The sequence below is a fragment of the Pseudomonas sp. MUP55 genome, assembly GCF_034043515.1.
In the GTDB taxonomy this organism is placed as follows: domain Bacteria; phylum Pseudomonadota; class Gammaproteobacteria; order Pseudomonadales; family Pseudomonadaceae; genus Aquipseudomonas.
Genome location: NZ_CP138214.1, coordinates 569,773 through 582,786, shown reverse-complemented (window position 1 = coordinate 582,786; position 13,014 = coordinate 569,773). Strand labels below are relative to the sequence as shown.

General features: G+C 61.9%; 6 protein-coding genes. 4 read left to right on the top strand and 2 right to left on the bottom strand.

The window, feature by feature from the left end:
• Position 1 precedes the first annotated feature (1 nt).
• Together waaF and glnE are read right to left on the bottom strand one after the other, a co-directional pair.
• Positions 2–1,036: a lipopolysaccharide heptosyltransferase II gene (gene waaF / locus SC318_RS02430; RefSeq protein ID WP_124384813.1), complete on the bottom strand. Its 1,035-nt coding sequence runs from the start codon at positions 1,034–1,036 to the stop codon at positions 2–4.
• A 54-nt stretch (positions 1,037–1,090) separates the two neighbouring features.
• The gene (glnE, locus tag SC318_RS02425; protein WP_320429501.1) at positions 1,091–4,030 is read right to left on the bottom strand and encodes a bifunctional [glutamate--ammonia ligase]-adenylyl-L-tyrosine phosphorylase/[glutamate--ammonia-ligase] adenylyltransferase; all 2,940 of its coding nucleotides are present in this window, start codon (positions 4,028–4,030) and stop codon (positions 1,091–1,093) included.
• A gap of 383 nt (positions 4,031–4,413) precedes the next feature.
• Here glnE and aceE point away from each other — a divergent pair, with 383 nt between their 5' ends.
• From aceE to msrA, 4 genes are all read left to right on the top strand, one after another.
• Positions 4,414–7,059 (top strand): pyruvate dehydrogenase (acetyl-transferring), homodimeric type, encoded by a 2,646-nt coding sequence (gene aceE, locus SC318_RS02420; RefSeq protein WP_320429500.1) that lies wholly within the window; start codon positions 4,414–4,416, stop codon positions 7,057–7,059.
• 11 nt (positions 7,060–7,070) lie between these two features.
• On the top strand, positions 7,071–8,723 hold the full coding sequence (aceF, locus tag SC318_RS02415; protein ID WP_320429499.1) for a dihydrolipoyllysine-residue acetyltransferase: 1,653 nt from the start codon (positions 7,071–7,073) through the stop codon (positions 8,721–8,723).
• Positions 8,724–9,080: 357 nt separating this feature from the next.
• Positions 9,081–11,774, top strand: a complete 2,694-nt coding sequence (locus SC318_RS02410; protein WP_320429498.1) for a putative bifunctional diguanylate cyclase/phosphodiesterase — start codon at positions 9,081–9,083, stop codon at positions 11,772–11,774.
• Between the two features lie 72 nt (positions 11,775–11,846).
• Entirely contained in the window at positions 11,847–12,494 is a 648-nt protein-coding gene (gene msrA, locus SC318_RS02405) for a peptide-methionine (S)-S-oxide reductase MsrA (protein WP_320429497.1), read from the top strand.
• The last annotated feature ends 520 nt before the right edge of the window (positions 12,495–13,014 follow it).

Genomic DNA, 13,014 nt, shown 5'->3' with positions numbered 1-13,014 from the left:
CTCAGTGAACCTCGACCACGTCGCCCTGCAACCGCTGCAAGGCATCGGTTACCGGCTGCGGCAGCAATTGACGCAAGCAGTTGTAATGGCCGAAACGGCAGGTGCGGTCAAAACAGGGGCTGCACTCAATGCCCAGGCGCACCACTTCCACCTGGTCGGCCAGGGGCGGGGTGAAGCCTGGGGACGTCGAGCCGTACACCGCCACCAATGGACGGTTCAGCGCGGCGGCGACGTGCATCAGACCTGAGTCGTTGGACACCACCGCGTCGGCGCATGACAGCAAGTCGATAGCCTCGGCCAGGGACGTCTCGCCACTGAGGTTCACCGCCTCTTCGCGCAGGCCAGGAATCAGGCGCTGGCGAATATCTTCACCCACCGAGTGATCGTTTTTCGAGCCAAACAGCCACACCTGCCAGCCTTCGCGGATCTTGGTCTCGGCGACTTTGGCGTAGTGCTCCGACGGCCAGCGCTTGGACTCGCCAAACTCGGCGCCCGGGCACAAGGCCAATACCGGGCGGTCCAGGGTCAGGCCGAACTTGGCCAGCGCCGCCTCGCGGGTCAGCGGGTCGATCTGCAAACTGGGGCGCGGGTATGGCGTCGGCAGTTCGGCGCCGGGCTCATAGGCCAGGGCCATGAAGCGCTCGATCATCAGCGGGTAGCGCGCCTTGTCCAGGGTGCGTACATCGTTGAGCAGCACATAGCGAAACTCGCCGCGCCAGCCGGTACGCTTGGGAATACCGGCAAAAAACGGCACCAGCGCCGACTTCAGCGAGTTGGGCAACAGGATCGCCTGGTCGTACTGGCCGGCCATGGCTTTGCCGATGCGACGGCGGGTCGCCAATTCCAGCGCGCCGTGGCCGAGCGGAAAGCTCAAGGCCTTGCGCACTTGTGGCATGCGCTCAAGGATCGGCCGGCTCCACTCAGGGGCAAGCACGTCGATCTGGCAGTCTGGATAGCGCAGCCGCAGGCACTGGAACAGTGTCTGGGCCATCACCATGTCACCGACCCAACTGGGCCCAACGATCAGAATATTCATGTAGTTTCCACAAACGATGCGGGGAGGCTTATGCCTCCCCGCCCTAATAGTGTTTCAGCTCAAACCCAGCGCCTGCCAGATTCGCATCACCTGACGCCGTTCGTCGGCGAACTGGTCCCCGGCCACCGTGCCCGCCTCGTTCTGCAAGGCTTGGCGGTGCGCGGCGGAGCGGTAAGCCTTATACACCTCACGCAGCAAATGGGCATCGGCGGCGGGCATCAGCCCGACCTGCTCCAGCCCTTCCAGAATGCGGATATTGTCGGTATAGCGCAGCAACGTTGGATGTTGCGCAGACCACGCCAAAGCCGCGTATTGCACCATAAATTCAATATCGACGATACCTCCGGCGTCCTGCTTGAGGTCGAACAGCGCCGTGGCGTCGAAGGCATTGGCGCCCATACCGGCCGCTGTGCTCTTGGTCCCCAGGTTGTCACGCATCTTGGCGCGCATCTCGCTGACCTCCTGACGCAGCTTGGCCAGATCCCGTTCACGCCCCAATACGTTAGCGCGCACCTGCTCGAACGCCTGGCCAACGTCCTGGCTGCCCACCAACACACGTGCTCGAATCAGCGCCTGATGCTCCCAGGTCCAGGCTTCATTGTGCTGATAGCGGTCAAACGCCCCCAGCGAACTCACCAGCAAGCCGGACGCACCTGAAGGTCGCAGGCGCATGTCCACTTCATACAACTGGCCCGAGTTGGTCTGGGTGGTCAGCAAGTGAATGATGCGCTGGCCCAGACGCGTGAAGAACTGCGCACCGTCGATCGGCTTGGCGCCGTCGGTCTCGGCATGCGGATCGCCATCGTGGATAAACACCAGGTCCAGGTCCGAACCATGCCCCAGTTCGATCCCGCCGACTTTCCCATAACCGACAATGATGAACCCAGGATCGCACAGGCTGCCATCCGGCCGTTGCGGCGAACCGTAACGGGCAACGGTCTGACGCCAGGCCAGGGCCAGCACCTGTTCGAGAATCGCTTCGGCCAGCCAGGTGAGGTAGTCGCTGACCTTCATCAACGGCAGGCTGCCGGCGATTTCCGACGCGGCCACACGCAGGCGGTGGGCCAACTTGAAATGGCGCAGGGCTTCCATTTGCTGTTCAAGGTCGTCTTCAGGGATACGCGTGAGGCGCTCGCGCAACTCGGCGGCCAGCTCCGGCGCCAACGGTGGCTTGAACAGGCGTCCTTCGTTGAGCAGTTCATCGAGCAACAGCGGAAAGCGTGTGATCTGCTCGGCGATCCAGGGGCTTGCGGCGCACAGGGTCAGCAGACGGCGCAGGGCGTCAGGGTTTTCGGTGAGCAGCACCAGGTACGCCGAACGGCGGGCGACGGCCTCGACCAGCGGCAATACGCGCTCCAGCACCAGGTCCGGGTTGGCGTGTTCGACCGCCTGGGCCAGCAAGCGCGGAATAAACGCATCCAGCCGCTCGCGACCCAGACGCTGCATGGCGCGCAGTTGCGGGCTGCCACGCAAGCCAGCCAGGGCTTTGAGGGCCTTGGGCGCATCGGTAAACCCGCCTTCGCTCAACTGGCGGCACGCGGCGTCGTCATCCTGGGATTCTTCCCACAGCGGCAACCATTCCCCGCCGACGACCAATTCGCTTTCTTCGCCCTCTTCCTCATCAGGGTCGGCAATCACCTGACGGAAGTGCCAGTCCACCCGACCCCGCCAATACATCAGGCGCTCATGGAACGCCGCCCAATCGGCAAACCCGAGCATGAAAGCAATACGCGCCTGATCTTCCGGGGTGTCCGGGAGCATTTGGGTCTGGCGGTCGGCGATCGCCTGGATCGCGTGTTCGGTGTAGCGCAAAAACTCGTAGCCATTGCGCAACTCGCTGATCACGGCGGCCGGCAAATAGCCCTGGCCTTCCAGCGTGCCGAGCACGTTCAATAGAGGACGTTGCTGCAGGCTCAGATCACGCCCGCCGTGGATCAGTTGAAACGCCTGGGCGATGAATTCCACCTCGCGAATGCCGCCCGAGCCCAGCTTGATATTGTCGGCCATGCCCTTGCGTCGCACTTCCTGCTGAATCAGCTGCTTCATGGTGCGCAGCGCTTCGATGGCGGAGAAGTCCAGGTAACGGCGGTAGACGAACGGGCGCAGCATGTCGAGCAATTGCGCGCCCGCCACCTGGTCACCGGCGACGACGCGAGCCTTGATCATGGCGTAACGTTCCCAGTCGCGACCCTGGTCCTGGTAGTACTGCTCCAGCGCATTGAAGCTCAGCACCAGCGCACCGGCCGATCCGTAGGGGCGCAGGCGCATGTCGACACGGAAAACGAAACCGTCGACCGTCATCGGGTCGAGAGCCTTGATCAATTTTTGACCAAGACGAATGAAAAATTCCTGATTATCCAGGGAGCGCTTGACCCCCACTGTCTCGCCGCCTTCGGGGTAGGCGAAGATCAGGTCGATGTCCGACGACAGGTTCAGCTCCACCGCACCGAGCTTGCCCATGCCGAGGATCACCATGTGCTGCGCCTCGCCGCTGCGCCGCCCGGTCGGCGTGCCGAACTGCACGCAATGGCGCTGGTACAGCCACTGGTAGGCCTGGTCGATGCAGGCGTCGGCCATGTCGGACAGGTCGCGGCAAGTTTGCACCAGATCGGCCTGCCGGGTCAGGTCGCGCCAGATGATGCGCACCTGCTGGCGCGTACGCTGGCGGCGCAGCATGCGGCCCATGTCGTCTTCTGTTTCGGCTTGCTGCACGGCACCGGCGATCTGCCCGCACAGCTCCCCCGGCGCAAAGCCTCGGTCCAGCTCGCCCCAGGCCACCAGTTCAAGCAACATCAAAGGGTCACGAACGCTCTGTTCAATCACGAAATCACTGGCGGCGCACACCCGCGCGAAGTCGGCCCACCGTTGCGGCGTCCACTCAGAAAGGCCATGATCGTCATCCAGCGCGGCCACGGCGTCACGAAATGACTGCTCGGCCCGGCTGGCGTAAGGCAGGAGAATGGCCGGCACTTCGGCCAGCAATGGAAGGCTCATGGTCTATCCTTGATCGGCAGGTAAATGGCGTGTAGTTGTGAACGCAGGAGCCATGCTCGATGAAGGACTGTCGAACAAAAGTTAGAAATAGCTGAAATTAAATTAATCTTGGCAGGCAACATCAAACTTTCACCTTTTCTTGTTCGCAATAGACCAACAATAACGATTATGCTCACCAGCCAGACCGAGCCATACGCTCAGTCTTGTGTAGTTTTACTACTCGTATATACATTCGAAAGGCTGAAATGGCCGACGATTTGTAGTAAAACTACAGGACGCCGAAGCAACCTTCGGCCATCCAAGAATTTATGTCGTCTGCCCACAAGGCCAGTCGCAAACTTCAGGCAACCGATTCTGGTAGCCTTTCCGCCCTGGAGCAAGCCATGCAAGACCTCGATCCCGTCGAAACCCAGGAATGGCTGGACGCCCTGGAATCGGTTCTCGACAAAGAAGGCGAAGACCGTGCTCACTACCTGATGACCCGTATGGGCGAACTCGCGACCCGCAGCGGCTCGCAGTTGCCTTACGCCATCACCACGCCATACCGCAACACCATCCCCGTTACCCACGAAGCACGCATGCCTGGCGACCTGTTCATGGAACGCCGCATTCGCTCGCTGGTACGCTGGAACGCCATGGCGATGGTAATGCGCACGAACTTGAAAGATTCGGACCTGGGCGGTCACATCTCCAGCTTCGCTTCCAGCGCAACCCTGTACGACATCGGCTTCAACTACTTCTTCCAGGCCCCGACCGACGAACACGGCGGCGACCTGATTTACTTCCAGGGTCACACCTCGCCAGGCGTCTATGCCCGCGCGTTCATGGAAGGTCGCATCACCGAAGACCAGATGAACAACTTCCGTCAGGAAGTGGACGGTGGCGGCTTGTCGTCCTATCCGCACCCTTGGCTGATGCCTGACTTCTGGCAGTTCCCGACCGTTTCCATGGGTCTGGGCCCGATCCAGGCGATCTACCAGGCACGCTTCATGAAGTACCTGGAAGCCCGTGGCTTCATCCCTGAAGGCAAGCAGAAAGTCTGGTGTTTCCTGGGCGACGGCGAGTGCGACGAGCCGGAATCCCTGGGCGCCATCTCCCTGGCCGGCCGCGAGAAGCTGGACAACCTGATCTTCGTCATCAACTGCAACCTGCAGCGCCTCGACGGCCCGGTTCGCGGCAACGGCAAGATCATCCAGGAACTCGAAGGCGTGTTCCGCGGCGCCCACTGGAATGTGACCAAAGTCATCTGGGGCCGTTTCTGGGACCCACTGCTGGCCAAGGACGTCGACGGTATCCTGCAACGTCGCATGGACGAAGTCATCGACGGCGAGTACCAGAACTACAAGGCCAAAGACGGCGCGTTCGTGCGTGAACATTTCTTCAACACGCCTGAACTCAAGGCGATGGTTGCCGACCTGTCCGACGACGAAATCTGGAAGCTCAACCGTGGCGGCCACGACCCGTACAAGGTCTACGCGGCGTACCACGAAGCGGTCAACCACAAGGAACAGCCTACCGTCATCCTGGCCAAGACCATCAAGGGTTATGGCACCGGTGCCGGCGAAGCGAAGAACACCGCGCACAACACCAAGAAAGTCGATGTGGACAGCCTGAAGTTGTTCCGCGACCGCTTCGACATCCCGGTCAAGGACGAAGAGCTGGAGAACCTGCCGTTCTTCAAGCCGGAGCCAAACAGCGCCGAAGCCCGTTACCTGGCCGAACGCCGTTCCGCACTGGGCGGTTTCGTACCCCAGCGCCGCGCCAACAGCTTCAGCGTCCCGACGCCGGACCTGAGCACCCTCAAGGCTATCCTTGACGGCTCGGGCGACCGTGAAATCTCCACCACCATGGCCTTCGTGCGGATCCTCGCGCAGCTGGTCAAGGACAAGGACATCGGCCCGCGCATCGTCCCGATCATCCCGGACGAAGCCCGTACCTTCGGTATGGAAGGCATGTTCCGTCAGTTGGGCATCTACTCCTCCGTCGGCCAGCTCTACGAGCCAGTCGATAAAGACCAGGTGATGTTCTACAAGGAAGACAAGAAGGGCCAGATCCTCGAAGAAGGCATCAACGAAGCAGGCGCCATGAGCTCCTTCATCGCTGCCGGTACTTCGTACTCCAGCCACAACCAGCCGATGCTGCCGTTCTACATCTTCTATTCGATGTTCGGCTTCCAGCGCATTGGCGACCTGGCTTGGGCAGCAGGCGACAGCCGTACCCGTGGTTTCCTGATCGGCGGTACCGCCGGCCGTACCACGCTCAACGGCGAAGGCCTGCAACACGAAGACGGTCACAGCCACATCCTGGCTGCCACCATCCCTAACTGCCGCACCTTCGATCCAACCTACGGCTATGAGCTGGCGGTGATCATCCAGGACGGCATGAAGAAGATGACCGAAGAGCAGCAGGACGTCTTCTACTACATCACCGTGATGAACGAGTCCTACCAGCAGCCAGCCATGCCGGCCGGCGTGGAAGAAGGCATCATCAAGGGCATGTACCTGCTCGAAGAAGACACCAGGGAAGCAGCGCACCACGTACAGCTGATGGGCTCCGGCACCATCCTGCGCGAAGTGCGTGAAGCGGCGAAGATCCTGCGTGACGAATTCAACGTGGGCGCCGACGTGTGGAGCGTTACCAGCTTCAACGAACTGCGTCGCGACGGCCTGGCCGTGGAGCGCAGCAACCGTCTGCACCCTGGCCAGAAGCCAGCCAAGAGCTACGTCGAAGAGTGCCTGGCCGGCCGTAAAGGTCCAGTCATCGCCTCTACCGACTACATGAAACTGTTTGCTGAACAAATTCGCCAGTGGGTCCCGTCCAAGGAATTCAAAGTCCTGGGCACCGACGGTTTCGGCCGCAGTGACAGCCGCAAGAAGCTGCGTCACTTCTTCGAAGTCGACCGTCACTTCGTGGTGTTGGCAGCCCTGGAAGCCTTGGCTGACCGTGGTGAGATCGAACCGAAGGTGGTGGCTGATGCCATCGTCAAGTTCGGGATCAACCCGGAAAAACGCAACCCACTGGACTGCTGAGGAGACTTTTTGTGAGCGAACTCATTCGCGTACCTGACATCGGCAGCGGTGAAGGTGAAGTAATCGAGCTGTTTGTGAAGGTCGGCGACACCGTCGAAGCCGACCAGAGCATCCTGACCCTGGAGTCGGACAAGGCGAGCATGGAAATCCCTGCTCCCAAGGCCGGCGTGGTCAAGAGCCTGAAAGTGAAGCTGGGCGACCGCCTGAAAGAAGGCGACGAACTGCTGGAGCTGGAAATCGAAGGTGCTGCCGATGCAGCCCCTGCGGCTGCCGCTCCGGCCGCCGCTGCGCCTGCGCCTGCTGCTGAAAAGCCTGCCGCCGCTGCCGAGGCTGCTCCAGCCCCGGCCGCTGCACCTGCCGCCGCCACCGTCCAGGACATTCACGTTCCGGACATCGGCTCGTCGGGCAAGGCCAAGATCATCGAGTTGCTGGTCAAGGTGGGCGACACCGTCGAAGCCGACCAGTCGCTGATCACCCTGGAGTCCGACAAGGCCTCCATGGAGATCCCATCGCCGGCTGCCGGCGTGGTGGAAAGCATCGCGGTCAAGCTGGAAGATGAAGTCGGCACTGGCGACTTTATCCTCAAGCTCAAAGTACAAGGTGCCGCACCTGCTGCTCCAGCGCCTGCCGCCGCTCCGGCTGCGACCAAGGCTGAAGCTGCCCCGGCCGCTGCTGCTGCACCGGCTCCTGCTGCAAAAGCCGAGGCTGCACCGGCTCCAGCCGCTGCCGCGCCTGCGCCAAGCGGTGCCAAGGTGCATGCCGGCCCTGCCGTGCGTCAGCTGGCCCGTGAATTCGGCGTCGAACTGAGCGCCGTCTCGGCCAGCGGCCCTCACGGCCGCGTGCTGAAAGAAGACGTGCAGGCTTACGTCAAAGCCATGATGCAGAAGGCCAAGGAAGCGCCAGCTGCTGGCGGCGCTACCGGCGGCTCGGGCATTCCGCCAATCCGTACCGTGGATTTCAGCCGCTTCGGCGAAATCGAAGAAGTGCCGATGACCCGCCTGATGCAAATCGGCGCGGCAGGTCTGCACGCAAGCTGGCTGAACATCCCGCACGTGACTCAGTTCGACCAGGCCGATATCACCGACCTGGAAGCGTTCCGCGTTGCACAGAAAGCCGTGGCCGAGAAAGCCGGTGTAAAACTGACCGTGTTGCCCCTGCTGCTCAAGGCCTGTGCACACCTGCTCAAGGAACTGCCGGACTTCAACAGCTCGCTGGCGCCAAGCGGCAAAGCGATCATTCGCAAGAAATACGTGCACATCGGCTTTGCCGTCGACACGCCTGACGGCCTGCTGGTACCGGTCATCAAGAACGTCGACCAGAAGAGCCTGCTGCAACTGGCCGCCGAGGCTGCTGCGCTGGCCGCCAAGGCCCGCGACAAGAAGCTCACCCCGGACGACATGCAGGGCGCGTGCTTCACCATCTCCAGCCTCGGGCACATTGGCGGTACTGGCTTCACGCCAATCGTCAACGCGCCGGAAGTGGCGATCCTGGGTGTGTCCAAGGCGACTATCCAGCCGGTCTGGGACGGTAAGGCGTTCCAGCCGAAGCTGATGCTGCCACTGTCGCTGTCCTACGATCACCGTGTGATCAACGGCGCCGCGGCGGCACGCTTCACCCAGCGCCTGAGCCAGTTGCTGAACGACATCCGCACCATCCTGCTGTAAGCCGCAGCGGCCTCCCCTTATCGGGAGGCCCTTGCCGCATCGATTTCCGAGCGCCACGCTCGTACCTCAACCCCGCCACTTGGCGGGGCTTTTTTTGCGCTGACCTTGCAGGAGCGAGCTTGCTCGCGGAAAACTCCGGGGCACCGCGTTTCTCCAGAAGACCTGCGTTATCGTTGAGGATCTTCGCGAGCAAGCTCGCTCCTACAGAAATCCCCCGTGCGGCCGATAACAGCGTTATAGCACTTAGCCTTCATCCTCTCTTGTCAGTGCGTGCCGCATGATGCAACCTTGCCGCAGGTAACCATAAAGAGGGCGTGAGCCCGGCGCCGTGCGCATTTTCCCAAGCGAGTCTCCCCCATGAAAAGCCAACCCGATGTCGCCCGAATGGGGACCGAGGTAGTGACGCAGTTACCGGTGCCTTCGCGCCTCGGTATGCTGCGTTTCGAGCGGCTTAATGAGGCAAGCTGGGCGCTGCTGTACCTGGACCCCAATTGCGAGCGCCAATTCGGCCTGCCGGCAGTCGAACTCTGCGCCCTGCTCGGCACGCCGTACGCCAGCCTGATGGAGCCCCAGGCGCGCTATCAGCTGCACGACGCGATCCAGCAGCAATTGACCCACAGCCCCCACTACCTGGTGCGCTACACCCTGCACACCAACGACGGCCCGCTGAGCCTGCTGGAAATGGGCGAGGCCTACAAGCAACACAACCGTCATCTGCTGCGCGGCTACCTGATGGTAGTCGATGGCCTGTTCAGCGAGATTCCCGCCACGGTGCCCACCGCCGATCTGGAAAACCAGAACAGCCGCCTGCAAATCGCCCTGGAGCTCAACCAGCGCGCACAGCAGGAACAGCTGCAGCACCTGGAACGGGTACGCGCCCAGCAGGAGCTGATCCTGCTGCTGGCCCGCCAACGCTACACCACGCCCAACTCGCTGCAGGAAGCGGCTGAACTGATCACCCGCAGCGCCTGCGACATCTATCAGATCGACTGCGCCAGTATCTGGAACCTGGAAGGTCAGCGCCTGGTGCCGATTTCGGCCTATCACCGCGCCGACCAGCAGCACCATTTGCCTGAAGCGATCGACGCCGGTTGCTTCCCCGATTACCTTGAGGCCCTGCACAGCAGCCGCGCGATCGATGCCACCAATGCCATGCGCGACCCGCGCACCCGGGAGATGGCCGACAGCCTGCTGGCCAAGGACGTTCACGCCATGCTCGACGCGAGCATCCGGGTGGATGGCCAGGTGGTCGGCGTGCTGTGCCTTGAGCAAAGCGGCAGTTCGCGCGCCTGGCAGTCCGATGAAATCGCCTTTGCCGGCGAGCTGGCGGACCAGTTCGCCCAAGTCATCAACAACCACAACCGACGCACCGCCACCAGCGCCCTGCACCTGTTCCAGCGTGCGGTGGAACAAAGCGCCAACGCGTTTTTGCTGGTCAATTGCGATGGCGTGGTGGAGTACGTCAACCCCAGCTTCACCGCGATCACCCAATACAGCGCCGAAGAGGTGCACGGCCATCGCCTGGCGCAGTTGCCGGCCCTGGAGAATCTCAGCGAGTTGCTGTTCGATGCGCCGTCGAGCCTGGCCAAGAGCAACAGCTGGCAAGGTGAGTTCAAAAGCCGGCGCAAAAACCTGGAACCTTACTGGGGCCAGTTGTCGATTTCCAAGGTGTATGGCGACAACCGTGAGTTGACCCACTACATCGGCATCTACGAAGACATCACCCAGACCAAGCTGGCGCAACAGCGCATCGAACGTCTGGCCTACACCGACAACCTGACCAACCTGGGCAACCGCCCGGCCTTCATCCGCAACCTCGACGAGCGCTTTGCCCGCGACAGCAACAGCCCGATCAGCCTGCTGCTGGTGGACATCGACAACTTCAAGCGGATCAACGACAGCCTCGGCCACCAGACCGGTGACAAGTTGCTGATCAGCCTGGCCCGTCGCCTGCGCAACAGCTTGAGCAGCGGCGGCAGCCTGGCGCGCTTTGCCAGTAACGAGTTCGCGGTGCTGCTGGACGATACCGACCTGGAGACCGGGCAGCAGGTCGCCAGCCAGTTGCTGGCCACCCTCGACAAGCCGATGTTCGTCGACAACCAATTGATCAGCGTGACCGGTTCCGTGGGCCTGGCCTGCGCGCCACTGCACGGGCGCGATCCGCAGACCCTGATGCGCAACGCCGGGCTGGCCCTGCACAAGGCCAAGGCCAACGGCAAGCACCAGGTGCAAGTGTTTACCGAAGCCCTGAACGCCGAGGCGAGTTACAAGCTGTTCGTGGAAAACAACCTGCGCCGCGCCCTCACCCAGAACGAGCTGGACGTGTTCTACCAGCCCAAGCTGTGCCTGCGCAGTGGCCGTCTGCTGGGCATGGAAGCGCTGCTGCGCTGGAACCACCCGGAAAAGGGCATGATCCGCCCCGATCAGTTCATCAGCGTGGCCGAAGAAACCGGCTTGATCATCCCCATCGGCAAATGGATCGCACGCCAGGCCTGCCGCATGAGCCGGCAGTTGACGGCGGCGGGCCTGGGCAACTTGCAGGTGGCGATCAACCTGTCGCCCAAGCAGTTTTCCGATCCGGATCTGGTGGCTTCGATTGCCACCATCCTCAAGGAAGAACAGCTGCCAGCCAACCTGCTGGAGCTGGAGCTGACCGAAGGCCTGCTGCTGGAGGCCACCGAAGACACGCGCCTGCAACTGGACCAGTTGAAGAGCTTTGGCCTGACCCTGGCCATGGACGACTTCGGCACCGGTTATTCGTCGCTGAGCTACTTGAAAAAATTCCCCATCGACATCATTAAGATTGATCGCAGCTTTATCCACGAAATCCCGGACAACCAGGACGACATGGAAATCACCTCGGCGGTTATCGCCATGGCCCACAACCTCAAGCTCAAGGTGGTGGCCGAGGGCATCGAGACGGCCGAGCAACTGGCGTTCCTGCGCCGGCATCGTTGCGATGTGGGCCAGGGCTACCTGTTCGACCGGCCAATCCCCGGTGCAGAGCTGCTGGACAAGCTTAAACGCTACCCGCGCGGGCCAATCGCCTGACAGCGCTGTAACACTCGGGCACACTGGCTGTCTGACAATTTACCGCTACTCAACCTGACGAGAGGACTGATCATGGTCTTGCGCTCGGAAATTCTGGTGAACAAAAACGTGCTGCCTACTCAAGAACAAGCTCTGCCTGGCCGTGAAACCCCGATGGCCCTGCCGGAGACGCATTTCGTCAACGGCAACCCGCTGCTGGGCCCGTTTACCGACGACGTCGGCTTCGCGATCTTCGGCCTCGGTTGCTTCTGGGGGGCCGAACGCAAGTTCTGGCAGCGCGACGGAGTGGTCAGCACCGTGGTCGGCTACGCCGGCGGCTTCACGCCGAACCCGACCTACGAAGAAGTCTGCTCAGGCCTGACCGGCCACAGCGAAGTGGTGCTGGTGGTGTATGACCAGGCCAAAGTGAAATACGAAGACCTGCTGAAGATGTTCTGGGAACTGCACAACCCCACCCAGGGCATGCGCCAGGGTAACGATATTGGCAGCCAATACCGCTCGGTTATCTACGCCACCACGCCGGAGCAACTGGCGGCGGCCAAAGCCAGCGCCCAGGCGTATCAGCAAGAGCTGACCAAGGCTGGCCTGGGCGAAATCACCACCGAAATCGACGAGGCGCCAACGGTGTACTTCGCCGAGGCGTATCACCAACAGTACCTGGCGAAGAACCCGCAGGGCTACTGCGGCATCGGCGGCACTGGCGTGACCTGCCCGATCTGACGGGCGACACCGCTCAAAAAAATGTGGGAGGGGGCTTGCCCCCGATGGCGGTGTATCAGTGAAAGATGTACTGACTGACACTCCGCTATCGGGGGGCAAGCCCCCTCCCACATTGGTTTCGTGTTTACCTCGAACGCTGACCAGAGCCGGCAGCGGTGGCGCCCACGCAACCTGCCCGATCCAAGGTCACCACCGCTCAAAAATGTGGGAGGGGGCTTGCTCCCGATAGCGGTGTATCAGTGACAGACGCACTGACTGACACTCCGCTATCGGGGGCAAGCCACCTCCCACATTGGTTTCGTGTTTACCTCGAACGCTGACCAGAGCCGGCAGCGGTGGCGCCCACGCAACCTGCACGAGCCAAGGTCAGCACCGCTCAAAAATGTGGGAGGGGGCTTGCCCCCGATAGCGGTGTATCAGTGACAGATGGACTGGCTGACACTCCGGCATCGGGGGCGAGCCCCCTCCCACATTGGTTTCGTGTTTACCTCGAACGCTGACCAGAGCCGGCAGCGGTGGC

Coding starts and splice junctions, on each gene's coding strand:
- SC318_RS02410 (WP_320429498.1), top strand. CDS start 9,081: ATGAAAAGCCAACCCGATGTCGCCCGAATGGGGACCGAGGTAGTGACG.
- msrA (WP_320429497.1), top strand. CDS start 11,847: ATGGTCTTGCGCTCGGAAATTCTGGTGAACAAAAACGTGCTGCCTACT.
- waaF (WP_124384813.1), bottom strand. CDS start 1,036: ATGAATATTCTGATCGTTGGGCCCAGTTGGGTCGGTGACATGGTGATG.
- aceE (WP_320429500.1), top strand. CDS start 4,414: ATGCAAGACCTCGATCCCGTCGAAACCCAGGAATGGCTGGACGCCCTG.
- glnE (WP_320429501.1), bottom strand. CDS start 4,030: ATGAGCCTTCCATTGCTGGCCGAAGTGCCGGCCATTCTCCTGCCTTAC.